The organism is Martinezella sp. CNPSo 3964, from assembly GCF_057784375.1.
Map to the genome: position 1 here is coordinate 512,086 of NZ_JBXSOW010000005.1, position 24,708 is coordinate 536,793.

Annotated in this window: 23 protein-coding genes; 13 read left to right on the forward strand and 10 right to left on the reverse strand. The window is 58.3% G+C overall.

Features of this window, described 5'->3' with window-relative positions:
• Positions 1 to 160: 160 nt before the first annotated feature.
• Complete coding sequence (locus tag AC13Q5_RS18835) at positions 161 to 415, forward strand: hypothetical protein (protein WP_075854254.1); 255 nt, start codon at positions 161 to 163, stop codon at positions 413 to 415.
• A gap of 539 nt (positions 416 to 954) precedes the next feature.
• On the opposite strand, the gene AC13Q5_RS18840 is transcribed toward AC13Q5_RS18835, so the two are convergent.
• Complete coding sequence (locus AC13Q5_RS18840; protein ID WP_075854256.1) at positions 955 to 2,157, reverse strand: amidohydrolase family protein; 1,203 nt, start codon at positions 2,155 to 2,157, stop codon at positions 955 to 957.
• Positions 2,158 to 2,218: 61 nt separating this feature from the next.
• Positions 2,219 to 2,932, reverse strand: coding sequence for a GntR family transcriptional regulator (locus AC13Q5_RS18845; protein WP_488502763.1), 714 nt, complete (start codon positions 2,930 to 2,932; stop codon positions 2,219 to 2,221).
• A gap of 267 nt (positions 2,933 to 3,199) precedes the next feature.
• Between AC13Q5_RS18845 and AC13Q5_RS18850 the strand changes: the two genes are divergently transcribed.
• From AC13Q5_RS18850 to AC13Q5_RS18875, 6 genes are all read left to right on the forward strand, one after another.
• Positions 3,200 to 4,288 carry an ABC transporter ATP-binding protein gene (locus AC13Q5_RS18850; protein WP_488502730.1) on the forward strand — a complete coding sequence of 363 codons (1,089 nt, stop codon included), beginning with the start codon at positions 3,200 to 3,202 and terminating at the stop codon, positions 4,286 to 4,288.
• A gap of 31 nt (positions 4,289 to 4,319) precedes the next feature.
• The gene (locus tag AC13Q5_RS18855; protein WP_075854259.1) at positions 4,320 to 5,618 is read left to right on the forward strand and encodes an ABC transporter substrate-binding protein; all 1,299 of its coding nucleotides are present in this window, start codon (positions 4,320 to 4,322) and stop codon (positions 5,616 to 5,618) included.
• A 68-nt stretch (positions 5,619 to 5,686) separates the two neighbouring features.
• Complete coding sequence (locus AC13Q5_RS18860) at positions 5,687 to 6,598, forward strand: ABC transporter permease (RefSeq protein WP_075854260.1); 912 nt, start codon at positions 5,687 to 5,689, stop codon at positions 6,596 to 6,598.
• A gap of 1 nt (position 6,599) precedes the next feature.
• Positions 6,600 to 7,421 (forward strand): ABC transporter permease, encoded by an 822-nt coding sequence (locus AC13Q5_RS18865; protein ID WP_457878255.1) that lies wholly within the window; start codon positions 6,600 to 6,602, stop codon positions 7,419 to 7,421.
• Between the two features lie 4 nt (positions 7,422 to 7,425).
• Positions 7,426 to 8,169, forward strand: a complete 744-nt coding sequence (locus AC13Q5_RS18870) for an aspartate/glutamate racemase family protein (RefSeq protein ID WP_457878256.1) — start codon at positions 7,426 to 7,428, stop codon at positions 8,167 to 8,169.
• 107 nt (positions 8,170 to 8,276) lie between these two features.
• Positions 8,277 to 9,563 (forward strand): DUF763 domain-containing protein, encoded by a 1,287-nt coding sequence (locus AC13Q5_RS18875; RefSeq protein WP_488502731.1) that lies wholly within the window; start codon positions 8,277 to 8,279, stop codon positions 9,561 to 9,563.
• Between the two features lie 50 nt (positions 9,564 to 9,613).
• On the opposite strand, the gene AC13Q5_RS18880 is transcribed toward AC13Q5_RS18875, so the two are convergent.
• Positions 9,614 to 11,950 carry a glucose/quinate/shikimate family membrane-bound PQQ-dependent dehydrogenase gene (locus AC13Q5_RS18880; protein ID WP_488502732.1) on the reverse strand — a complete coding sequence of 779 codons (2,337 nt, stop codon included), beginning with the start codon at positions 11,948 to 11,950 and terminating at the stop codon, positions 9,614 to 9,616.
• Positions 11,951 to 12,306: 356 nt separating this feature from the next.
• Here AC13Q5_RS18880 and AC13Q5_RS18885 point away from each other — a divergent pair, with 356 nt between their 5' ends.
• Positions 12,307 to 12,495 (forward strand): hypothetical protein, encoded by a 189-nt coding sequence (locus tag AC13Q5_RS18885; RefSeq protein ID WP_075854265.1) that lies wholly within the window; start codon positions 12,307 to 12,309, stop codon positions 12,493 to 12,495.
• A 23-nt stretch (positions 12,496 to 12,518) separates the two neighbouring features.
• Here AC13Q5_RS18885 and AC13Q5_RS18890 read toward each other — a convergent pair whose 3' ends face one another.
• The 3 genes from AC13Q5_RS18890 to AC13Q5_RS18900 all read right to left on the reverse strand — a co-directional run bounded on the left by AC13Q5_RS18890 (position 12,519) and on the right by AC13Q5_RS18900 (position 14,844).
• The gene (locus AC13Q5_RS18890; RefSeq protein ID WP_075854266.1) at positions 12,519 to 13,247 is read right to left on the reverse strand and encodes an esterase family protein; all 729 of its coding nucleotides are present in this window, start codon (positions 13,245 to 13,247) and stop codon (positions 12,519 to 12,521) included.
• On the reverse strand, positions 13,244 to 14,203 hold the full coding sequence (locus AC13Q5_RS18895) for an acetylxylan esterase (RefSeq protein ID WP_488502733.1): 960 nt from the start codon (positions 14,201 to 14,203) through the stop codon (positions 13,244 to 13,246). Before AC13Q5_RS18895 ends, AC13Q5_RS18890 begins: the two co-directional genes overlap by 4 nt.
• A gap of 83 nt (positions 14,204 to 14,286) precedes the next feature.
• Positions 14,287 to 14,844, reverse strand: a complete 558-nt coding sequence (locus AC13Q5_RS18900) for a GNAT family N-acetyltransferase (protein WP_488502734.1) — start codon at positions 14,842 to 14,844, stop codon at positions 14,287 to 14,289.
• A 284-nt stretch (positions 14,845 to 15,128) separates the two neighbouring features.
• Here AC13Q5_RS18900 and AC13Q5_RS18905 point away from each other — a divergent pair, with 284 nt between their 5' ends.
• The 3 genes from AC13Q5_RS18905 to AC13Q5_RS18915 all read left to right on the forward strand — a co-directional run bounded on the left by AC13Q5_RS18905 (position 15,129) and on the right by AC13Q5_RS18915 (position 17,865).
• Complete coding sequence (locus tag AC13Q5_RS18905; protein ID WP_457878262.1) at positions 15,129 to 15,356, forward strand: hypothetical protein; 228 nt, start codon at positions 15,129 to 15,131, stop codon at positions 15,354 to 15,356.
• Between the two features lie 141 nt (positions 15,357 to 15,497).
• Positions 15,498 to 15,692 carry a hypothetical protein gene (locus AC13Q5_RS18910; RefSeq protein ID WP_143525462.1) on the forward strand — a complete coding sequence of 65 codons (195 nt, stop codon included), beginning with the start codon at positions 15,498 to 15,500 and terminating at the stop codon, positions 15,690 to 15,692.
• 427 nt (positions 15,693 to 16,119) lie between these two features.
• Positions 16,120 to 17,865, forward strand: a complete 1,746-nt coding sequence (locus tag AC13Q5_RS18915; RefSeq protein WP_488502735.1) for a GGDEF domain-containing protein — start codon at positions 16,120 to 16,122, stop codon at positions 17,863 to 17,865.
• A 52-nt stretch (positions 17,866 to 17,917) separates the two neighbouring features.
• Here AC13Q5_RS18915 and AC13Q5_RS18920 read toward each other — a convergent pair whose 3' ends face one another.
• Genes AC13Q5_RS18920 through AC13Q5_RS18935 form a run of 4 tightly spaced genes read right to left on the reverse strand, consistent with a single transcriptional unit; the run spans position 17,918 to position 22,524 of the window.
• A complete protein-coding gene (locus AC13Q5_RS18920) occupies positions 17,918 to 18,880 on the reverse strand; it encodes a Csu type fimbrial protein (RefSeq protein WP_488502736.1) in 963 nt (320 codons plus the stop codon).
• A 15-nt stretch (positions 18,881 to 18,895) separates the two neighbouring features.
• Positions 18,896 to 21,259: a fimbria/pilus outer membrane usher protein gene (locus AC13Q5_RS18925; protein ID WP_488502737.1), complete on the reverse strand. Its 2,364-nt coding sequence runs from the start codon at positions 21,257 to 21,259 to the stop codon at positions 18,896 to 18,898.
• Between the two features lie 22 nt (positions 21,260 to 21,281).
• Positions 21,282 to 22,001, reverse strand: coding sequence for a fimbrial biogenesis chaperone (locus AC13Q5_RS18930; RefSeq protein WP_488502738.1), 720 nt, complete (start codon positions 21,999 to 22,001; stop codon positions 21,282 to 21,284).
• A gap of 25 nt (positions 22,002 to 22,026) precedes the next feature.
• The gene (locus AC13Q5_RS18935; RefSeq protein ID WP_075854273.1) at positions 22,027 to 22,524 is read right to left on the reverse strand and encodes a Csu type fimbrial protein; all 498 of its coding nucleotides are present in this window, start codon (positions 22,522 to 22,524) and stop codon (positions 22,027 to 22,029) included.
• Between the two features lie 740 nt (positions 22,525 to 23,264).
• On the opposite strand from AC13Q5_RS18935, the gene AC13Q5_RS18940 reads away from it, so the two are divergent.
• Both AC13Q5_RS18940 and AC13Q5_RS18945 read left to right on the forward strand, forming a co-directional pair.
• Positions 23,265 to 23,888, forward strand: a complete 624-nt coding sequence (locus tag AC13Q5_RS18940) for a glutathione S-transferase family protein (protein WP_488502739.1) — start codon at positions 23,265 to 23,267, stop codon at positions 23,886 to 23,888.
• A 149-nt stretch (positions 23,889 to 24,037) separates the two neighbouring features.
• On the forward strand, positions 24,038 to 24,655 hold the full coding sequence (locus AC13Q5_RS18945; RefSeq protein ID WP_488502740.1) for a hypothetical protein: 618 nt from the start codon (positions 24,038 to 24,040) through the stop codon (positions 24,653 to 24,655).
• The last annotated feature ends 53 nt before the right edge of the window (positions 24,656 to 24,708 follow it).

Here is a 24,708-nt window from a genome sequence, read left to right on the forward strand (position 1 = left end):
TCTGCCATCAGGTCAATCTCTTTTTCTTGGCACGGGCATTTTTTCGGCCCTTAAATTTTTAAGGGCGCAAAGCAGCCCACAACGAAGGTCGTCAGCGGCCTTCAAGAGCGCCGACAGCGCTGATAGAAGGAGCATGTTGTGAGTCCCGAGCTGGAAGAGAATGGCCGCAAGAGATCGATATTCACGGAAGCTGGAATGCGCGAAATGCGATCACACCGGCTTCGCCGAGGTTTCTGAAACTGACGATCGTCGTGCCGTGAGCCGCGATTTCAAGATAGACGAGATGCCGCGCGGCTTTTCCACAGAGCGGCCATCGACCGATCCGCGCAAGCACATGATCCGCTGCCGGTGCGGCTCGGTGTTTCCTTTCGCGCAGGACACGGTTTATGCGCCGGGCGGCGAGCCGCGGCGCTGAAAAGCAAAGGCTGAAAAGAAAAAAGCCCCGCACAGGCGAGGCTAAGCTTGTGCCGCTCCGGGGAAATCGGAAGCGACGCGGCATTGTCTAGCGGTCGCCTTCTCTCCCGACTAGGTCAGTTTTGCCGATACCGGTACGCTTAACCAAAAAAGCTCTTTATTCGTGAAAGAGATTGATTTGCCAACTCTCTCCCACTGGCTGCAAAGGTCGGGTGAAACTATCGTGCCGTGCAATATGTTCAGCTAGCGTTCATTTTCGCGCGGGCAAAAAGGCAATCGCCGCAACGCCTTGCGGTCGTCGAGGTCCGGCTTCCATTGGCTTTCGAGCCTGGTCGCCGGACCTCGCAGATATTGAAAACCTCGGATACCCACATGCGGCTGCTTCGCGCCTTCATCAATTGGATTTGTCGCAAGCGACGGTCGGAACAAGAAACGATCCAACACTCCGCCGATGACCCATGGGTCCTGCAGCAGATCGAGAAATTCGAGCGAGAGTTGAAACGATAGCCGATCGTTGGCTCTTAAGCCCCGCGTGCTTGATCAGCGCCGCAGGACGACGCCATCTGTGGCAATGAGCTTGCCCGCCTTGTAGACCGCGCGTCCTTTCGGCACCGCAACGACCGCCTCGGGAACATGCTCTGCCTTCAAGGTAACGAAATCGGCTTTTGCACCGATCTGCAGGCCGTAGCCCTCCAGGCGCAAAGCTCTGGCGCCGCTCTCCGTCACGACATCGAAGGCGGTCTTCAATTCGTCGTCTGTATAGAAGCCCGACCGATAGCCGATCATCATCGCGCGGCCCAGCATGTCACCATCGCCATATGGCCACCAGGAATCGCGAATATTGTCGCTGCCGCTGAAGACGGTGACGCCGGCGGCACGAAGCAGGGCGACCGGCGGGAAGGGGTGGGCGCCCGGAGCATTGGTCATGATGGAGACGCCGCTTTCGGCGATGAGTGCTGCAGCGCGTGTTACCGCCTCGGTCGAAAGATCGCCAAGTCCATAGGCGTGGCTGATCGTAACGTGCCCACCCATGGAGAGACCACGCGCGCGGGCGCAGATCTGCTCGATGGTGAAGAGACCGAGCGTACCGCCTTCATGAAGGTGGATATCGACGTCGACGCCATGCTTCTCGGCCACTCCGAAAACAACGTCGAGGTGCTTTTCAATATCCCGGTCGAAGCTCGCCGGATCGAGCCCTCCAACAAGATCGGCTCCCATGGCGATCGCCTCGTCCAGAAGCTCGGGCGTGCCGGCGCTCTTCAGGATGCCACTTTGCGGAAAAGCGACGAGCTGAATGTCGATCAGGCCGCGATATTCCTCGCGCACGGCAAGAATGGTCTCGAGCGATTTCAGCCCAACGGAGCCGTCCACCATGACATGGCTGCGCATATGCGTGCTGCCATTGGCGATGCAGAGGTCGAGCTGGTTTCTGGCTCTTTCGTCCATCGGTGCAGCCTGTGCCATATTCTGTGCCTGGAAGGCCACGCGTTCATGGACATCGAAGCCATTGGTGCACGGCTTATGCGGTATCCACGCGTCTCCATAGAAGCTGGTGTCGAGATGAATGTGTCCTTCGACGAAGCCAGACACCACAAGAACACCTTCGAGGTCTATTACCTCAGAGGCTGTGGCGGGCGCTTTGGTTTCTTCGATCGAGACGATGCGGCCATCCGTGACGCCGATATCCTTGATCGAGCCATCGACGAGCTTGGCCCGGGTAAAGAGGGTTTCGATCGTGCTCAATTTTTTCTCCTTGAATCAATGGCCATTGATCCGAGCGGGAGCCGCCTAGATGGCGGATGTCTCAATGCTCGAATGCTTCTTTCAGGCCGAAGCTCTTGCGCTCCCGCAGGTCGAGATCGGCCTCGATATGCGCGATATGATGGAGCATCAGTTGACAGGCCGTGTCGACGTCCTTCTGCTCCAGCGCGGTGATGATATCGCCGTGCTCGGAATGGCCGCAACTGGAGGCACTTGATTGTCCGTAGAGTGCGATTACCAGTGACGAGCGGGCGACGAGCTCTTCCATGAAGCGCTGCATGATGAGATTGCCTGATATCGACGCCAGCATCAGATGGAAGTCACCCGAAGCCTTGATTTCGGCGCGACGCGCAGATTGACCGCGTTCACCCATCAAGCGACCCTCCTCGACGAGGAGGTGTCGGAGATGCTTGAGCTGAGCCGCGGTGATATGTTCGGCAGCCGATTTCAGTATGCCCGGCTCGACCAGACGACGCGCAGCGAATATCTGCCGGGCTTCCTCGGGCGATGGATAGGCGACGAAAGCGCCGCGGTTTTTCTCGACGCTGACAAGCCCCTCATAAGAAAGAGCCTGCAGGGCGGCGCGCGCCAAGGTTCGGCTGACGTTGAACAGGCCGCCGACATCGCTTTCGGACAGTTTCGTGCCCGGCGCAAGCCGGCGCTCGACGATCGCGTCGCGAATGGCATCGCGGATCTGTTGCGCACCGCTGTCGGTAGAGTCGCTAGGCGTCAAAAGCCCGTCTGCTGAAGGATTCATAATCGTTTGCCTGAATAATTGGCCGCGATGATAGCCCGGTTTCGCGCCGAAGTTAAACGAAATCTGATGCAAAGAATGGATTAAAGTGTATACAATAATTTGCATAAATCGAGCACAATAGCCTATTTCCTGTGCAAATTCACAATTGCTATTCAGGAGGCAAAATTTCTCACCAGCTGGAAAATATAGGAATTCCAGCTGGTTAGTGCGCCGCAGCAAAACTGGCATGAATGATGCAGTGTCTTTCCCAAACCAAAGGGGAAGATGATGTCGAAAGCGGCAGAGATCGATATAGTGTCCGTTTCGAAGGTCTACGGTACAACTACGGCTGTCCATGCGATCAGCCTGAAGATACCGGCAGGCTCCTATTGCTGCTTTCTCGGTCCTTCCGGCTGCGGCAAGACTTCGACACTGCGCATGATCGCGGGCCACGAAGGCATTTCCTCCGGCGACATCAGGCTTGGAAATACCGTCGTCACCGACTTCCCGCCCGCCAGGCGCGGCACGGCGATGATGTTCCAGTCCTATGCGCTGTTTCCTCATCTCGATCTCATCGACAATGTCGCCTTCAGCTTGAAGATGAAGGGTGTCGACAAGGACGAGCGTCGCGCCAAGGCGCTTGAGATGCTGAAGCTGATGCAGATGGAGGCCTATGCCACCCGACGCCCGGCCCAGCTTTCAGGTGGCCAGCAGCAGCGCGTGGCGCTTGCCCGTGCGTTGATCACCGATCCGGAAGCGCTGCTGCTCGACGAACCGCTATCGGCGCTCGATCCCTTCCTGAAAATCCGCATGCGCGCCGAGCTGAAGAAGCTGCAGAAGTCGCTCGGCATCACTTTCGTCCACGTCACGCACAGCCAGGAAGAGGCGATGGCGCTCGCCGATATCATGGTCATCATGAATGACGGCCGGATTGAGCAGGCAGGTTCGCCGCGAGAGGTTTTTGAACGCCCTGCGACAGCCTTTGTCGCCCGCTTCATGGGCGATCATAATGTGTTGTCTGGCCGGGTCACGTCGAGCGAGGGCGGCGTGATCACCACGACCGTGCCGGAAGGACAGGGTTTCTCGGTGAAGGGATCAGGACGCCAGGTTGGAGACCCCGTTGATATCGCCATCCGCACCGACCGCGTCCGGCTTTCACAGCCAACGGACAAGGGCCTCGGCTTCAACGGTGTGGTTTCCAACATCGAATATCGCGGCGCGACGCTGAAGATCACCGTCATCGGTGCCGGCAGCGACGATTTCACCGTGATCGCAAGTAACGACGATGACGCCGCCAAATCCATGGCAGTCGGCGACACCGTCTCGCTGAGCTGGGCTCTGGAGGATGCAATCCTTCTTGGCCGTATGTCCGCATGAAAATCTCAAGCATCAAAAAAGGGGAACTGACATGACGAATGAAACAAAGACTACCAAGGCGACAAAGGGCATTTCCCGCCGATCGCTGCTGAAGGGTGGAGCTGCTGCCGCCGGCGCCGTTGTCGGCTCCGGTCTTATCACCGGCTTTCCGACCGTCTGGGCGCAATCCAAAATCACGCTGCGCCAGTTCGGTACGGGCGTTTCGAACATCAACGCGATCGCAGAGAAGTGCAAGGCCGATCTCGGCATCACGCTCGAGATGACCGCGACCGATTCCGATGCCGCCGCGCAGCGAGCCGTGACGCAGCCGAACAGCTACGACATCGCCGACATCGAATACTGGATCGCCAAGAAGGTGTTCCCGGCCGGTGTGCTGCAGCCGATGGACGTCAAGAAGCTCAAATATTACGACAAGATCGTGCCGCTCTTCATCAATGGCAAGCTGAAGCCCGACAGCGTCATTGCCCAGGGCACGGCACCGCACACGGTCGGCTTCGTCGAAGGTCAAGGTTCCAAGAAGTTCGCCAAGGAGCCGACGCAGTGGATGACGATGGTTCCGACCATCTACAATGCCGACACGCTCGGCATTCGCCCTGATCTTACCGGACGTCCGATCAACAGCTGGGCCGATATTCTCGATCCGGCCTTCAAGGGCAAGACGGCGATCCTCAACATCCCGTCGATCGGCATCATGGATGCCGCGATGATCATGGAAGCCGCCGGCAAGATCAAATATGCCGACAAGGGCAACATGACGAAGGCGGAAATCGACAAGACGATCGAGTTCCTGATCAAGACCAAGGGTGAGGGCCAGTTCCGCGCCTTCTGGAAGTCCTTCGACGAAAGCGTCAACCTGATGGCGTCGGGCGAAGTGGTCATCCAGTCCATGTGGTCGCCGGCGGTTGCCGCCGTCCGCTCGAAGGGTATTGCCTGCACCTTCCAGCCGCTCAAGGAAGGCTATCGCGCCTGGGGCGGCGGCCTCGGCCTTGCCTCGCATCTGAAGGGTGCCGAGCTCGACGCTGCCTACGAGTACATCAACTGGTACACCTCCGGCTGGGTCGGCGGTTACCTTAACCGCCAGGGTTACTATTCCGCCTGCATGGAAACGGCCAAGCAGTTCATGTCGGCCGACGAATGGGGCTACTGGATCGAGGGCAAGCCGGCGCAGGGCGATATCCTTTCTCCGGAAGGCAAGGTCATGGAGAAGGCCGGCGCCGTTCGCGACGGCGGTTCCTTCGAAGCCCGCATGGGTGCGGTTGCCTGCTGGAATTCGGTCATGGACGAGGACCGCTACATGGTCCGTCGCTGGAACGAATTCATCGCCGCCTGATCCGGCATTCCTTCATTGCCTCTCCCTGCCATTGCGGGGGGAGGCGTCGCAAAACGGAGAACCGAACCATGGCGACGATCGCTTCCTCGGATGAAGCAGAGGCAACTCGGGAAAACCGGCGGGGATTTGGCGTGCCGGCCTGGGCAGTCGCCTATCTGCAGGCCACGCCGCTGTTTCTCATCCTCGGCTTCTTCTTCTTGTTGCCGATTGCCATGATTGGCATCGTCAGCTTCTGGGATTATGATTTCGCCAACATCTATCCGGCCTTCCTGACCACCAACTATACCGATACGCTCGGTTCATGGGTGACGTGGAAGACCTATCTCAATACGCTGAAATTCACCGCCATTGTCTGGATGCTGACGCTGTTCATCGGCTTCTGGGTCGCTTATTTCCTCGCCTTTCACATCAGGCGTACGTCGACGCAGATGATCCTTTTCCTCGTCTGCACCGTGCCGTTCATGACCTCGAACATCATCCGCATGATCTCGTGGATTCCGGTGCTCGGTCGCAACGGGCTGGTCAATTCCGCCTTGATCGACATGGGCCTGATCCCGCAGCCGATCGAATGGTTGCTCTATTCGGACTTTGCCGTCGTGCTCGCCATGGTGCACCTCTACACGCTCTTCATGGTGACGCCGATCTTCAACACGCTGATGCGCATCGACCGCTCGCTGTTTGAGGCAGCGCGTGACGCCGGCGCCAGCGGCTGGCAAGTGCTGTGGAATGTCGTCATCCCGCTTGCCAAGCCCGGAATGGCGATCGGCAGCATCTTCGTTGTCACGCTGGTCATGGCGGATTTTTCCACTGTGCAGGTCATGTCCGGCGGCCAGAGCGCTTCCATCGCGTTGATGATGAAGAACCAGATGTCGCTGCTGCAATATCCGGCTGCCGCCGCCAATGCAGTGGTGTTGCTGATCGTCGTACTGCTGATGGTCGCTGCCATCCTGCGCATCGTCGATATCCGCAAGGAGCTTTGAGATGAACCGCGAAAAGCGTAGCCTGGAATTCTATGTTCTGGCGATCTTCTTCACGATTTTCGTGCTGTTCCTCTATGGACCGCTCTCGGCAGTCGTCATCCTGTCCTTCCAGGGGCCGGACGGCGGCCTGACCTTCCCGCTGAATGGCGTCTCGCTGCATTGGTTCGCAAACCTCTTCGAGAAACAGGCGGTCGGCGATTTCGGTGCTTCGTTCCAACGGTCCCTGATCCTTGGGCTGATGGTCATGATCGTGACCGTCGTCGTCTCGCTGTTGGCAGGCCTTGCCTTTCGCCGCCGCTTTCGTGGATCGACATTCCTGTTCTATGCGACGGTTGCCAGCCTCGTCGTCCCATCCATTATCATTTCGCTCGGGATCGGCGTCGTCTTCCAGCAGGGTGGCATTGCGCCTGCTTGGTATTCCTCGGCTTTCGGCGCGCATCTGACCTGGACCTTGCCCTTCGGCGTGCTGATCATGTTTGCGGTCTTCAACCGGTTTTCGCCGGCCTATGAGGAGGCAGCACGCGATCTCGGTGCCAACTCATGGCAGACCTTTCGCCATGTCGTGCTGCCGATGATCGCGCCGAGCCTGATCGGCGTCGGCCTGTTCGGCTTCACGCTCTCCTATGACGAGTTCGCCCGTACCCTGATGACATCAGGCACCTACAATACCCTGCCGCTCGAAATCTACGGCATGACGACGAATGTCACCACGCCGGTGCTTTATGCTCTGGGAACAGTGACGACGCTCTTTTCCTTCACCATCATCCTCCTGGCGCTTGCAGTCATGACCATGCTCGGCCGCCGCCAAGCCAAGAAAAGCTAAGATCATGCGCCTGTTGCTCATCAATCCCAATACCACCGCTTCCATGACAGAGAAGGCGGCGGTCGCCGCGCGTGCCGTGGCAAGCCCCGGCACGGAGATCATCGCCGCCACCTCGCAGATGGGGCCGGCTTCGATCGAGGGCTATTACGACGGAGCAATAGCGGTGCCCGGCATGCTGCGAGAACTGAAAGAAAGACAGGTTGGCGGCTATGATGCGGCGATCATCTGCTGCTTTGACGATACCGGCCTGGAAGCCGCGCGCATGTTTTGCGATGTGCCCGTTGTCGGGCTCTGTGAATCCGCCGTGGCGACGGCCGGTTTCCTGGCGCAGCGCTTCAGCGTGGTGACGACGCTCGAACGCTCGCGCATCCTGATCGACAACCTCGTCCGGCGCTATGGCATGGGTAGCCGAGCCAAGGTTCGCGCGTCCGATATCCCTGTCCTCGAGCTTGAGGATTCATCGTCCGGCGCAATCGGAAAACTGCGGGTGGAAATCGAACGTGCGCTTGCCGAAGACGGAGCAGAAGCCATCGTACTCGGCTGTGCCGGCATGACGGATCTCGCAAGGGAACTGCAATCGATCTATGGCGTCCCGGTCGTGGATGGCGTCGCCGCAGCGGTCAAGCAGGCCGAGGCGCTGGTGTCGCTCGGCCTATCCACCAGCAAGCGCAGCTCCTATGCCTCGCCGCTACCCAAGCTGTTTTCGGGAGCAATGCAGGATTTTGCGCCGACGCCGGTGTTGGCCTAACCTCATCACGATCCAATATTGCAGCCTCGGCGGATCGCTCCGCCCGTGGATGGCGCATCTCGGCGGCGGGGACTACAATGTCACCATAAAGAACGAGAGTCGTGGATTTGGCACAGAGAGCTGGCAAAGCTGACCTTCCCCTGCATGGCGGCCGCGTACCGCGCTGGCTCGGAGATCGAATGACGCGCCTGGGCGCCGTTATCACCGAGGCGATCGTGCAGCATTATGGGCGCGACGAGCTGTTTCGCCGACTGGCCAATCCCTTCTGGTTCCAGTCCTTCGGCGCCGTCATGGGCATGGATTGGCATTCCTCGGGGATCACGACAAGCGTGCTTGGCGCATTGAAGCGCGGCCTGACGCCGCTTTCCGGCGAACTCGGCATTCATGTCTGCGGCGGCCGCGGCGCGCAATCCCGAAAGACGCCAGGCGAACTGCTTGATATCGGCGATCGTGTCGGCATCGACGGCGCATCCCTTGCCATGAAAAGCCGGCTGATCGCGAAGGTGGATAGCGCCGCGGTGCAGGATGGTTTCGATCTCTATCTACACGGCTTCATCGTTGCCGATGACGGCAAGTGGGTCGTCATCCAACAGGGTATGAACGATGAACGGCGGCAGGCGCGGCGATATCACTGGCTATCGGAGGGTTTGACGAGCTTCCTGGATTCGCCGCATGCAGCCATCGAAGGACGCGAACAAGGCGAGATCGTCAATCTCGCCGATCGGCGCGCAGAACGCTCTCGCAACGGTCAGCTGGATTTGCTCGCCTCATTGGGCCCAGACAAAATCATTCGCGAATTCAGCGTACTGGAAGGACAAGTTCCAGTTATCAGTAAACAAGAGGCGCAGCCGATGCTGCCATACCTCATCATGCCAGCACATCATGATGTGCGCCAGGAAGACGTGAACATGCGGCGCCTGCATGGCAATCTTGCCGCGGCTGCCGATCGCGGCCCGGTGGATTTCGAGGAGCTGCTTCTGACGCCTGGCGTCGGAGCGCGCACGGTAAAGGCTCTGGCGATGGTCGCCGAAGTCGTTCACGGCGCACCTTGCCGGTTCTCCGATCCCGCGCGCTTTTCCCTCGCACATGGCGGCAAGGACCGACATCCTTTTCCGGTGCCGCTGAAGGTCTATGACGAGACGATCAACGTGATGAAATCGGCCGTCAGGAAGGGGCGTCTCGGGCGCGACGAGGAGCTGTCGGCGCTGAAGCGGCTGGATGACCAATCGAGAGTGCTGGAACGATACGTCACTGGCCCAGATCTCAAGGAGATCGTTGCCGGTGAATTCGACGGGTCATTCTCTTATGGCGGTCGCAGCGTCTTCGGCTGGGAACCTCCCGCCGTCTCCGAGGACGACAGCGCACAGGGCGACCTCCGTTCTTCGAAGAGTTGAGCCGAGGCTTGACGGAGCGCCGCGGCTGCCCGCCGCTCCCCATCCGCGGTTTATGGCAGCGTATAGCCGATCACATAGTCGCCCGGCTTCGTGCCAACGGAGCCGTGACCGCCTGCGACCATGACGACATACTGCTTGTTGTCGCTGGCGGTATAGGTCATTGGCGTTGCCTGACCACCTGCGGGTAGACGCGCCTGCCAGAGCTGCTTACCGGACGTTACGTCATAGGCTCGCAGATAATCGTCCACAGCCGCGCCCAGGAAAGCAACGCCGCCCTTGGTGACGATCGGCCCGCCGATGCCTGGAACGCCGACCTTGATCGGTAGCGGCAATGGCGTCATGTCGTAGATCGTGCCGTTCTTATGCTTATAGGCGATCTTGCCGGTCTTCAGATCGACACCGGCGACATAGCCCCAGGGTGGTGCCTGGCATGGGATGCCGAGAGGGCTGACGAACGGACCCATATAGACGCCGTAAGGCGAGCCCTCGTTTCGGTTCAGACCCTGTTCGCTGCCCTTGTCGCCGGCTCCCTTTGGCGGAATCTCGGCGCGCGGCACCAATCGCGAAGTGAAAGCCAGATAGGTCGGCATGCCGAACATGATCTGCCGCTCTGGATCGACAGCGACGCTACCCCAGTTGAAAGTGCCGAAATTGCCGGGAAAGATGATCGAGCCGCGCAACGAGGGCGGGGTATAGCGACCCTCATACTGATGCTGATGGAAGGCAATCCGGCAGGCGAGCTGATCGAACAGCGAGACGCCCCACATGTCCTTTTCCTGGAGCGGCGGCGGCGAGAAGGTCAGGTCAGAGATCGGCTGCGTCGGCGAGGCATGATCCTCGGGAATGGTGCCGCCGGGGGCAGGGATCTCCTTGAAGGGAATGATCGGCGCGCCGGTGCGGCGATCGAGCACGTAGATGTCGCCCTGCTTGGTCGAGGCGACCAGCGCGGGGACCGTGCCGCCATCGGCCTTTGTCAGATCGACGAGCACGGGCTGGGCTGGCACATCCATATCCCAGAGATCATGATGGACGAATTGCTGCACCCATTTGAGCTGCCCGGTGTTGATATCGAGCGCGACCACCGAGGAGGAGAAGCGCTCGACATTGGCACTGCGCCCCATGCCGAGCTGATCGGGTGTCTGGTTGCCAAGCGGAACATAGACCATGCCGAGCGTCTCGTCGGCGCTGGAAACCGACCAGCTATTCGGTGAGTTGGTCGTGTAGGTCTGCCCGGCCGGTATTGGCGCTGTCTGGTCCGGATTGCCGGAATCCCAATTCCAGATCAACGCGCCGGTGCGGGCATCGAAGGCTCGGATGACGCCGGACTGTTCCTGGGTCGAGTAATTGTCATTGACCGCACCGCCGATGATGATCTTGTCGGCGACGATGACGGGCGGCGATGTCGAATAATAATAGCCGGCCGGATTGTATTTCATGCCGGCTTCGAGACGCAGCACGCCTTGGTCGGCAAAGCTCGGGCACAACTTGCCATTGACGGCATCAAGCGCGATCAGCCTCGCATCCGAAGTCGGCAAGTAGACACGATCGGCGCAGGGCGCGCCGGCGGCGACTGCCTTGTCGTGATAATAGGAAACACCACGGCAAGTCTGGTGCTGGCGGTTGGGATTCATCCCGGCATTGGCGTCGTAGCGCCATTTTTCCTTGCCGTCCGTCGCACCGATGGCGATCGCCAGACTATGGGGCGTGCAGATAAATAGCGTGTCGCCGATCTTCAGCGGCGTGACCTGATAGGTCGTCTCGCCAATGTCGTCTGGCCGCTTCACATCGCCGGTCTGGTATCGCCATACTTCCTTGAGGTTCTCTACATTCTGCGTATTGATCTGATCGAGGGGTGAATAACGTTGGCCGAAGGAGGTTCTGCCATATTGATGCCATTCACCATCAGGCACATCGCCACCCATCGGAGCGTTCGTAGCCATTGTCTTCGGTAGATCGCCGGAGAGATCGTGTGAATCTGTCGTCATCGAATAGACGGCAACGAGGATGGCGATGATCAAGGGGACCGCAAGCGGCCAGGGATTGGCTCCGTAGTGAACGCCGTCCAGACTGCGAAAGCCCAGCGGGCGGCGGATCCATGGTGTCAGTAGCCAGAGACCGATCAGAATGATCAGGCCTCCGCGTGGACCAAGCTGCCACCAGTCGAAACCGACCTCCCATATCGCCCATCCAAGCGCTGCCAGCACCAAAATCGCGTAGAGCCAGAGCGCGGCCGGCTTGCGCATATAAAGCAGGATCGCCGTTAGGAGAAAGGCGATGCCGGCCAGAAGATAGAAGGAACTTCCGCCCAGCAGCACAAGCCAAAGGCCGCCGCCGCCGAGCGCCAGACCGATGAGTGCGAGGATGATCGATGTGATGACGATGGCCATGATCTGCTCCAGTCTATCCGCCGATTGGACAGTAATTGATCGAAGGCATGCGAACCCGGCCGAGATCCTTTCGAATCTCAACGCGGAGCTTAGGTCTAAATCGATATCAGTTGCTTCGCCTGCAACGAGAAGAGCCGCGCCGAGGGTGATTTGGATCGATACATCAAGCCCCCCAATCAAATCAGAGATTGAACGTCAGGATTGCAAGAATGTTCCAATCCGGCCAGTCATTCAAGTTCGATGCCGCGGATCCCGATTTGATTAACGGACGTAGTTAATTTTTTAACAATTTTTCGGAATACTAATGGAACAGATATTGGAATCAAGGGTTTCCGTGCAGAGCCGGAGGACTAGAAATGAATATGAAGATCGTTACCGCCCAGTCGGAAGTCGAAACGGACGACACCGGAACCTATCCGGATGGCATGCTGGAGCGTATTCTGGTCGAGTTTTCCGCAAGCTCTGAGCGGCAGCATCGCAAATCTCACGAGCGCGATTACGGCGCACGCAAGGCGCTTCGGCCGATACCCGCCGGGCTGGCTTGAAGGGCCGAAACTCGCTTTTTTCGTTAGATGTAGAGCGGCGCCATCCGACGCCACGCACCTGCGCGATGGGCGCGCCCATCCCATACATGTAGCCGATGATCGATCCGTTTGTCGGCGAGTAGCTGACTAAGATGGCGATTATTGTCGAAGAAGGGATCGGCGTCTCCGATCGTCATCACTATGTCGATCTGGCGCAACCTGTCCAAACGCCATTCGCAGGCGAGTCCCGGCAAAAAATGTGTCGGGGTGTGAAAGTAGATATCGTCGTCATAGTAGCCGTCGAACAGATCCGTGAAGGACTCGACCTCCATCGTCAGATCGTAGCGGCCGGAAAAGGCGACCAGCTTGCGGAAAAGGTGAGGGTGGCGGAAGACCAGGCTTGCAGCCTGGAAGGCCCCGAGACTGCAGCCGTGAACGATGGTGCACTCGTGCCCGTTCTTCTGCGCCATCAGCGGCAGGACTTCGTTGAGAATATATTCCTCGAAAGCATTATGCCTGCGTATGCGCTCGGCGGGATGACGATGGGAACCATAGAAGGTTTCGCCCCCCAGTCCCTCGATGCAGTAGAGCTGGAGCTGTCCGGCATTCAGCTTGTCCGCGAGGCTGGCGACGAGGCCGATCTGCTCATACTCCCAGAAACGGCCGTCGCGCGTGGGAAACACCAATACTTTGGCGCCGGCATGACCGAATACCAGCAGCTCCATGTCTCGATGCAGCCGAGGGCTGTACCAGCATAGGTATTCGCGGTTCATAGCGCCTTGAAGAATTGCCCGACTTTCTCTCGCAGAATTGCGTTCTGCTGTTCGCTGCCAACATAATCGAAATGACCGGCATCCAGGATGAAGGTTTCATTAAATTTCTGCAGCGCATTTGCGACGGAGAACTGGCAGGGCGGCGCAACGGCGGGATCGAAAAGCGCGGGTGCGACGAGCATCGGCACGGTGATGCGCCGCGCTGCGATCGCAGCATCGAAGAACCTCAATGTCTCCAGAACGCTGCCGTGTTTTTCCTGATAGGCCTGAACCGATTGGGCACTGCCGACGGTCGGCAGTGTCAACCATAGCTGCCGGTGACCGAATGTCGGGACAATAAGATGGCCGCGTCTGATCCTCGCATCGAAAGGAATGGCCAGCGCGCCAATGCCGCCGCCGAAACTGATGCCGCTATAGCCGATATGGCCGGCAAGCCAGGGATAGAGGGTCTCCAAGGTCGAGACGGCAAGCCAGATGTCTTCGACGCAGCCGCCGATGACATAGGTGTCGCGGCTTTCGATGCCGCAAAGAACGTGGCCCGATGCATCCGGGGGGATTTTCGCGCTGGCGCTGAGGGAGAGCCCGCGGCAACAGGGAAACAGGATAGCCGTCTCTTCTACCGGCCACTCGAATTCCGGCTGGTCTCGTCCGCCATATCCGTGTCCGACGACCAGGCCGCGCCGCACCTGTCCGCCGCGAGGAATGAGCAGCCAGCCGTTGATCTGAAACGACCCCGTCGACACGTAGCTGATATCGAAGACGTGCCAGTTGTCGTGACGCTGCTTGCTGTGGCGAAGCTTGGGTTGCGGGTCAATGGCCACGGCCGCCCTGTAGCGCTGATGCCAGAAATCGTCGAAGCCCTCCGGGGCTTCCGGCGTCTCTATCGCCCGTAACTGCGCAAGCTGCAAGCCATAGGTCGGATCGAAGTCGAAGGGATGGGATGTCGGTATGCTCATGGCACGTTTTTCGCGTGAAAGCTCAGGTAAGGCAAGAACCAACATCGCCGGTCCGCGGGCTCTCGTCGTGGCTTACTCCCTATTCATCCGTGAATTTCTCGTTTGGGACGATCGATACGGTAGAGCACGTGCGGTCGCAGAACATTGCCTGGCGGCACGGTGATATCATCGAAATCGCCATCGTCGACGTGGATCATGCCGATCTTCTCCATCGCACGGCGGGAGGGGGTGTTGATCGCTGAGGTATAGCCGATCACGCAGTCAGCCTGCAGCTCCTGCCAGGCGAAGTCCAGGCAGCGTCGGCTGATTTCGGCCGCATAGCCCTGCCGCCAGTAGGCACGTCCCAGAATCCAACCGATCTCCAATGGAAAATCGCCCGGAACCTCCGGCCCAGGACGTGAAAGGCCCGCACCGCCAATCAGCGCGCCATCGGCTTTCCGCTCGACGGCCAGAAAGCCGAAACCTTCCCTGGCCAACTGTCCGTTGGCTTCATCGATCAATTCATCCGTCTCAGCCGCCGTGAGCAGGCTCGGATAATAATATTGCCGGACCTGCGCATCCGCGTTTATGGCGGCAAAAGGAGTACGATCACCATCCTGCCAGGGCCTGAGAACGAGCCGGGAGGTTTCCAGAATAAGCATCGTGCTCCTTGGGATAACGGATTGATTTCGATGGTGCGCGGACACGCAATCCTTGTAGAGGTCGGCAGGCTGCGCCGCATCTGCATCCACGAATTCATCACGAAAGTCCATCGCTACCGGCTGATATTCATCCTCTGTGAATCCTGCCGCACCGCAGAAAAGATGACGCAAATAGATAGGGTTTGTTGCGAACGGCTGTCGCTTCCTTGCCTTCGTTGGGGTATAGTGGAGCTATGAACAGGGTCCTAACGATACTTGCGGGAATTTCGATTGCAGGCTCCGCAATGGCAGGGCAAAGTCAAATCGCTCAAAGCACCTACAAGGCTCAGGATTGTTCGAGTGCGGTGGATCAGGTTCTGTCGACGACGAAGGGACGTCTCCTATCCGTCAAACCACGCGAGAATCGTTGTATCGTGACTGTGATCGTTCCGCATGGCGAGCAACGGCCGGAAAAGGTCGTCGTTCGTGTCGATTATAGCAATGCCGATAACGGCCAAGAAAATGGCCAGTAACTGCAGGCGGTGAAAGGGACCGCGAGAGAAATGGGTGAAGTTATCCAGTTTCGACCCGCGATGAGATACGGCAAGCATCCTGATGCGCAAGCGCGCATGGAAAGGGAGTTGCAGCTTCCCTTTGCAACGGCGGATCAACCCATGCGAAAGCTCGTCCGCGCAAATCCGCCGGATGCGTTGCCCGTTGCCAAATCGAAAATTGGACTTCCGATTAGCGGTATCGTCATCGTAGTCGGCTCCATCCTGGTCTATGCGCTGGTGATATCCCATGTCGTCGGCCAGCCGCATTATTCGGCTCGCGCCAACCTGATGCCTTCGATTTTCCTGCAAAACTAGATTTGCCCGGCAAGAACCGCATGGTGAAGCAGGCCCGCCTTGATGCGTCGGTGTAACTTGAGCTCTCAAGAATAGATCCGCTTTCGAGCAATACGATACGCATCGCCAACTCATTTTCGGCACTATTCTTTTCTATCGCATGCGCGGAACATGATGCCGGCAACCAGCCGCAATATAAAGCCGCGGCTCAACATGGGCAAAACTGCCATCCCACAAGCGGCAGACGCAAAATACGGAAGACGGTCATATCAGGCCGACTGTTTCCGATAGGCGGACTTAAAGAATATGAGAAAGATTTAAGCCTGTTCGTTAAGTGAAGATTCCATCAAATCTGATGTAATCCACAATAGACGATAATTTTGGAGAGCATTTTTTGTCGCGGCTTAAAATTCAACAGCTGCAATGGATCGGTGCAGTAGCTGTTATCATGGTTTGCTTGATGATGGCCGGCTCGACGATTGCCTTCAGCCTGTCGGATTACATCAACTACAAGCGCGGCGTTATGGAATTCGGCCGCTTTCATACGGCGCTGCATGCGGCCGCGACGATATCGAGAGAGCGCGGTCCCGCCAACAGTCTCATGGGCGCTTCGGAGGGCGAGCAAGCACAATTCGCCGCCGCCTTGAAAGCAAGCCGCGAAGCAACCGACAAGGATATCGCCAATCTCGAAGCGCTCTTTAAAACGGAAATAGATCAGTCTGCGGAAATGCGCAGCGCGTTCATGGCGCTTAAGGCTCAGTTGGAGAGCGGCCGTCAGGCGGTCGATGCGGTGGCCGCCCTGTCGCGCGGCGAGCGCAACGGCGCAAAGATCGCAGACGCCATACAGGCGATGTTTCGTGCAGCGGACCGCGCCCAGGACTACCGGGATGTCGCCGGCCGATCGATCATTGCACTGGCGCCCGAGACGGGCGCCGAAGTCATGCTGACCTCGATGGCCGGAACACTTAGGGAGCGCGCCGGAAGGCTGGGCTCCTATGTCGTCATGATGCTGGCCTCGCAGGGGCAGGCCCGTTCCCACTATAGGGCTGCGTTCGATAGCGAATTGAATCGGCTTTTCGAAGTGAATGCGCTGCTGAAAACCTATGCGCCCGTTACATTGCAATCCCAGGCCGTCGCAAGGCTATTGGACCAGGTGACTATAAGCTACTTTGCCGGAGCGCTGCCTTACGCTCAGCGTGTCGCCTTTGATCTGAACGCGAGCGATACGCTCACGCCGGGCGAGTTCACAGCGAAATATGTGCCTGGAATGAAATCGACCGAGAACCTGCGCGAACTTATCGAAACCGCGGCATTGAACTCCCTTGACGAAGTACAGCAGAAATCTTTGAGAGCCATGCTGATTTCCGCGCTGCTTGCCGGCATGGCGATATCGGTCATGATTGCGTTGGCCTATGTGCTCCGGCGTTCACTCTTCCGGCCGATGTTTGCCGTCATGCGGCAGATCGACGAGATTGCCGTCGGCAATCTCACGACGCCAGCGCCGATACCTCACGCCGGACGCGAAATGCGAGAGCTGTTCCTGCGTCTCGACCTTCTGCGCGAACAGCAGCGTTTCAAGCGGCGCCTGGAAATGGAGCGCAAATCAATGACGGAGGAACTCAGGCGCCTCTCACAGACGGATGCACTCACCGGCCTCCTCAATCGGCGCGCGCTGGAGGATGCGGTGGAAGAGCTGCTTGCAGACCCGAAAACGAGCTCTCGAGGCTTCGCAATCATCATGCTCGATATCGACCATTTCAAATCGATCAACGATCGGTACGGTCACGCTGTCGGCGACTTGGTGCTGCAAAGAACGGCACAGATTCTAGGCCCGTGTCTGCGTGCCGCCGATCTATTTGCCCGCTATGGCGGTGAGGAATTCATCGTCGTGATGGGCGACGTTACCGAGGCGTCGGCACGCTCCATGGCGGAGCGATTGCGGCAAACCTTGGCACAAGCCATTGTCAGCGATGAGCACGGCCTGAAGGTGACGGCGAGCTTCGGCGTCGACTGGCAGGCGCAATGCGTGTTTGAAAATTGGGAAAAGCTGGCCGTCGTCGCAGACAACCGGCTCTATCAGGCCAAGCGCAACGGACGCAATTTGGTCTGCTCGTCCGATAATGCGACCGGACAGACGGCAATTTCCGCCTCGAGGCGCGGCCCGAACAGCCCGGGCGGCGCAAACGCCGCCTAAGAAACGGATACCCCCATACCGCCGAGATCGAACCGATCCAATCGGGACAAAATCAATAGGTAAGCGTGACCACTACCGTATCGGTATAGATGCCAGGAGACGGCGTGGTCTGCGGCGGTACCCGGCCATAGACCGTCAAAAGCTGAGCAGTGCCCGTCCCACTTCCGGCAACGGTGCTGCCCGGCGTATTGGCATCGCCCCAGGGCTGCGACCGGGCAGTATCCTTATAGAGACCGTAGGTCACCGTCTCCGAGCCCTTCGTCATCTTTCGCGCCGTCGGTGCGGCACTCGTTGTGCCGCCATTCAGGGAGATCGTGTAGGTCGTGCCCGGCGTGCAGGTTGCCGTGACGGAACCGGTGGCATCGGCATTCGTGCTCAATACGCCCTGTGTCCCGAAATCGATGTTCTGGACGCTGACGAGGCAATTGGCAGCAACGCTTGCATTGACGCTGAACGACGCGGTTCCGATCGTTCCGGAGGGGGCAGTACAGGTAGTTGCGCTGCTGTAGCTATAGTAGAAGGAAGTGTAGGTCGATGTGAAGCTGGACGTATAGGACCCCGGCACGGCCGTCGGTGGAGTTCCGAGAGCAGCTCCATAGACCGTCATGCTGCCGGTTGCCCCGATCAGTGAGCCATTCAGCAACGCCATTGTCAGCGCATAGACCGGTGCGCGGGACGGATAGGACCAGCTGCTCGATCCCCACACTACGCTCCGGCCGTTGTCGGAATAAAGCTGATAGTTCAAAGGACTGGTTCCGTTCAACATCTGGCGGGCCGCGGCAGAAGATGCTCCACCACTGCCGGCGCCGATATCGGGACAAATCAGGAGCCGCTTGCCCAGGTCCAGGAGTCCTCCGGAACAACTTACACTTATCGTCGATGTCGTATTGACTGGGGTGCCCGATAACGTGTCGACCGCGCCGAAGTTCATGTTGGTTGCGGAGAAGCTGCAGCTTTGCGCCGCGCACAGCGAAGGCAACAGCAGTGCGAGCAAAAGAGCGAGTGAACGCAGCATCTTTTCAATCCCCCTTCAACGGCATCTGACGTCATCGATGACAACCTGTTCGCCCCGCTGCGGCTTGTAGGCGAATTCGGCGTTGCACTTCGTTCCGTCTTCGAGTGACACATCGATCGCGTTCCTTGCACGCAGTCCGCGAATGTAGGCCTGACCGTCATAGCCGATGACGAAATCCTCGCTCGATCCTCGCAAAGTACCGCTTAGCCCGGCACGCAACGGCACCCCGTTCTTGTCCCTGATCGTAACGAGTGCGGCTTGCGGTGCCTCGGACACACCGAACTTGACGACGACGCCGCTGCGATCTGCCGGCACGACGATTTCCTTCGTTGCCGGCACGTCGGCATCGACGGGCAGGTTCTTGGGATCGATGGACACGGTATTCGGTTCATAGGAATTGAGATTGGGTACCAGGATGCGGCCGCTCGAATTGGTCTTGCCGGCGGGTCTGTTCTGCTGCTGAACCTCGACACCGGGAGCGCCGACATCGACGACGGCAAACGCATCGTCGATCCGGTTGGTGGCAAAGACACCGCCGCCCGCGACAGCAATGGCACCATCGACCCGACCCGTAGCGCTGGTCTGATGATCCTGCTGTTGAAGGCCCGCCTCGACCTGTGCGAAGGGAGCGCGATAGCTGATTGCCGCCTCGCGATTGGTGTCTTCGCCTTCGGACGTACGCAGGCGCCAGCCAAAGCTGCCATCCTCCTGCTGCATCGACTTGGAAATGTCGGCAACGACGCCGAGGCCGTTGGGGCCGCCTTGTACGCCTGTATTGGCCGTGATGTTGCCGCCGAAAGGAATGGACAGGCCGGCAAAGAACCCGAAATTGCTTCTGTCGTCGAGATCGGTGAAGGCGCTCGCATAGACTGTCGCGCGCGTGAAGGTCTGACTGTAGGAAAGACCGGCGATCTTGCTCCTGGTTCCGTCGGCGCTTTCGAGGTTGGTATAGGAGAGATTGAGGCTGGAAAGATCGAGTGGCGTTGGCACGCTCAGCGTGACTTGATCGATAGCTCGCGGCACACCGGCGCTGAGAATACTGACATCCCCGGCAACGCTGGTTGTCGGCCGCGCGGAAACCGAGGCAATGTCGTCATAATCGCCGAAAGTCCGCTGTACGCGGGCATAAAGAGCCCATCTGTCGTAACTGAGCTCAAATGCGGCATTCACCAGCGCGCCGGAACGCGACCCGCTTTTGCTTGCAGCGCCTGCTATTGACGCTACTCCGAATGAGCTGACCGGAAAGGCGGCTCCCGCGCCACCATTCAGAAGATCGGCGCCTCCCTCGAAATGACCTTCCAGCGTCAGCCAATTGGTCAGGCCGTACCTTGCGGTGGCGGCACCCATGATACGTCCGTCATAGTCACTGGAATCCGTTCCGAAATTCAGACGCGGAGTGCCGAGTTCGGCGGAAAAGTCCAACAGGCCTCGGCGCAGAAGCCAATTGGAGGAATAGAAGGGCAAGGTCTGCGTGGTTTCCCGCCCGAGGCTGTCACGCAGCACGACTGTCGCTTGCCCGCCGCCCGAAAAGACCGGAAGGTTAGTCACTTCGAAGGGACCGGCGGGGACGTCGCTGGAATAGGTGCGAACGTTCTGGGTGTAGATATCGAGTGTCGAAGGGACGGCGGCCGTCCCGGCAAATGAGGGTAGTGGTTCGGTCACCAGGTCCGAGCGCAGCGCGAAATTGCGCTGGAACTGAATGCCGCCGAAATAGACCGGCCGTGTCCATGACAGGCCGCCGGTCGTCAAGTCGCCCGCGCGATAGGTAACAAGGCTCTTGGGGTCGGAGTAGCTCCACGTCGTGTTGAGGCGGGTTATGCCATCGAGGCTGCCTTCGGAATATCCGGCGAGGAAGGATTGGCTGAGCGTGCCGTAGGGGCTGAAGAGGCGGGCATCGAAAGATCCGGATATTCCCTGAAACAGGTTCGAATTGCCTTGGAAGAGACCGTTTGAACTCGCGTAGAGAGAATAGTTCAAGACGGCGCCATAGCCGGCCTGGGGTGCGGGGATCGCATTTTCCTGTTGCTGCCTGACATTGATGACGCGAGGCGAGCGTCCCTTGTCCGTCGTCTGGACATAGAGGCGCTGTGTCTCATCGTCGACCTGATATGACAGGCCGGGCAAGGCGCTGAGTTCGACCAGCTCGTCGGCTGCGGCACCAGCTGGTGGCTTAATGCCGACTTCGCGCAGCTCTTCCGCGGTTGCCGCGAGCGAGCCGGTCGGACGCTGTTTGAAATTGCCTATCATCTTCATCGACGCATTGTTGATGAATACTTCGAGGTAGACGTCCAGCGTGGCCGCCGGCTGGCCCGCCGTGACAGTATTCGCCGGCAGATCGGGCACTTCCTGAGCACGCAGCACCGGGACCGAGAAAAGCATGCATATGAAAACGGCGCCGGCACTACCGTTGATTAACGGCGACTTTAGCATCGAACGGCCCAAGATCGCTCTGGCCATGGAGTGTTACAGCGCCGCTGGAAAGGGACTTCGCCGCCCCCATCGGCCACTGCATCGTCGCGCCCGCAAGCACGTATCCGACCAGCCCGTTACGGCTGCCGACCTTCGCTGTCCCCTGCGCCAGGGTTACGTTCGACAGACGGAAGCGGCTGCCGCCATTGTTCTTGCCGGTTAAAGAGAGGCTGTTGCCCTGTCGCTTGAGGCTCCAGACAATGTCCGCAGGCTTTACGTCCGGCCGCTTGAAGAAGACGGGAATGGACTGGCGCATGATGAGGGTGACGGTGCCAGCACGCGCGCGGGCAGGATCCGGCAGCTCGTCGACGATAACGCGATAGGTCTCTTCCTCCTTGACGGGAGCCTTGCTCGTGCGAACCACTCTGACCACATACTGAGCATTAGGGTTCATCCTCGTCGCGGGCGGGCTGGCAACGACATCCCGGGTCGGTTCCAGTGTTTCTATGCCACCCGCCTGGCTCCACTTGAAGATGCGAATCTGGACGTTGATCGGATGATCTCCGTCATTGGCCAGATTCAAGACCGTGGCCGCCGACGGCGCTACGAGTTCGAGACTTGTGGGTGCCACTCGCAGGGATGCTGCATTCATGTCGTAAGCACCGAGCAACAAAAGCATAGTCGCGGCAATGCATGGCAACATGCGTTGCATGACGGCCTCCTAGATCTGTGAGTTTTCAGTAGGTGACGGTAACCGCCACTGTATCGGTGTAGACGCCCGCGGCCGGGGTGGTCTGTGGGGGTACCCGGCCATAGACATTTATGTTCTGGACCGCACCATTGCCTGTACCCGAGACAGTATCGGTGCCTATGGTCGTGCCCCAGGTCTGCGTTCGGTTGGCATCGCTATAGATCGCATAATTGATCGTCGCACTTGCCGGGCCTGTCATGACACGGACAGCTGTTGTCGCGCCGGCGCCAGCGCCGGCACTCAGGCCGACATTGTAGGTCTGGCCGGATGTGCATTGCACACCGATGGTGGTTGCCTGGTCGATATTGCTGGTGATGACACCGTTGGTGCCAAAGTTGAGAGTATTGGCACTCTGGACGAGACACGTTGCCTGGATGGTAATGGTAACCGTCATATTGGCAGTTGCAGTAGCAGCCATCGCGGACGATGCTGCCATGGTCATTGCGATACCAATAAGGGTGGCGCCGCAGAGCATTCTCAGCATTCACATTCCCCCTCGCATGCGCTTCAGAAATATCAGAATATAATAAAATAAGCACATATATGCTTCGCTGGCAATCAGGTGGGAAACCGGCAGGGCAGGTGCGACAGTATCGAAAGAATACCGCCAAAGTAGAGTTTTGATTTATTTAGCGAATACCCATAGATAATAAATATTTTTGAAAAACATGGTTAATAATGTCCGATGCAATTCACCTGCCGCCAGGATAGATATGGGGAGAATACAAGATTCAATTTAAGCGAATCAGCGTTTTTGAAGCCGCCATTTGCACGGCATGATTCGCCGCTTTTGTCATATAGCAGCGGCGGAAACGTCAATTCTTACCGCATGTTCACAGCCGTTTCGCTCATACTCGCTATCCGCGAAATCGGACCGACGGTCGAACAAGAGCCTAAGCTTCCAGCGCAGTTCTCCCAATAGTATTATGAACGGAGATGTTAGCCCGATTTCCAGCATACTTAAGGAAACGCGCCGCCCTTGGGGCATACCGGCTTCAGCAAAAATCATCGAATTTACAGCCGACTGAATTGTCCCAATGACAAGATAGAAATTGCCTCTGCCGGTATTGCCTCGATTATCCGACTGGAAAAGAGGACAGTACATGATGAGCCTACCTTTCTTCCAAGTTGATGCGTTCGCGGCTGAAGTTGTCGCCTGCAGGACGGATGCGTGAGGCTGGAAAGCAACTGCATCCAATTCATCACGGGGAGGGCACCCATCTAATGCTGACGATCTTCGGCTACCGCGCATCCATCAATGTCCGCAAGGTTCTTTGGCTGTGCGAAGAAATGAACCTTGCCTATCGCTTGGAGAATTGGGGCGGCGGGACGCGATCGACATCGGAGCCGGAATTTCTGCGCCTCAATCCGGTCGGCATGGTGCCAGCGATCGATGATGCCGGTTTCGTTCTGTGGGAATCAAACACGATCCTGCGTTATCTTGCCGCCAGTCGTGGGCGCAAGGATCTACTGCCGGATGATGCAAGGCTGCGCGCTTCAATCGAAAAATGGATGGACTGGCAGGTTTCCGATTTCAACAACAGTTGGCGGGTTGCCTTTCAAGGACTCGTGCGCAGAAATCCAGACTATCAGGACAAGGAAGCCATTACACGCTCGGTAGCGGCATTTTCGGACCTGGTCACTCGCATCGGCGTCGAAATCGATCGACAAGGCGGTTATGTCTGTGGCGATAGCTTTACTCTTGCCGATATTCCCATCGGTCTGTCCCTCCATCGCTGGCGCGCATTGCCGGCCGAAAAACCGCATCTGCTTGTTATCGAGGCTTATTACGAACGGCTGTGCTCCAGACGCGGCTTTCAAATGCATGGGCTGAACGGCGGCCCTTGAGCGGCGGATCATACGTGCCGCCCCGATGCACATAGCGCATCCGTCAACATTTCTTTGCAAAAGGTCTGCAATTGGCCATGTTTCGGTAAAAGCCGCGCCACACTTCGCATGAAGATTGCTATCCGAGATTTTGTCTAAAGGAGCGTTCAATGGATACGCAGCCTATGAGATGGTGGAATGGTCAAAGCGAGACTACCCGGAGACTGGGTTCCGGGCTTGCTGTTTGCGGTACCGTTGTCGGTGCTCTCTATGTAATTGTTCAAACCGGTCCCGTAGACCGCACCCTACAATTCATCGACGACAGCGGCCGTATCGCGATCAATCGCGCAGCGCCCGCACCGCAACTTGCCATGAACCAATTGCAGTTGGCAGTAGATGCGAGCCCAGCAAAGCCGCAGATGGCGGTGCCAATTCCGCAGCCTTCGCCACTTGCTGCCATGGCCAGAACCAATCCGCCAGCAAAGCGCGTTGCATCGCATTCCGATGTCGCAAAGACCAAGGTCGCGTCATCCGGGGACGTGGAGCATTTCGATCGCTGCCTGCCGCAATGTGAAACGCAGGACCCGCTGATAACAGGCCATCCTGAATATGCAGAGGCTGCTCCGCCGCTTGCAAACGACGATTCGCCTCCCGTGCTGGAGGAAAGGGTCGGATTTCATCCGCTTGCCGGCGCGCGCAATCTTTTGAACAGAGCCGTGGATGCACCAGGCATGATGCTACGCCGCAGCCGGCAGATGATCGACAATGTGGCCCGCGTAGACTGGTAATTGGGACACATATCTGCGCCCATTGCCGAGATCGAGGCAACGGGCGCAGACTT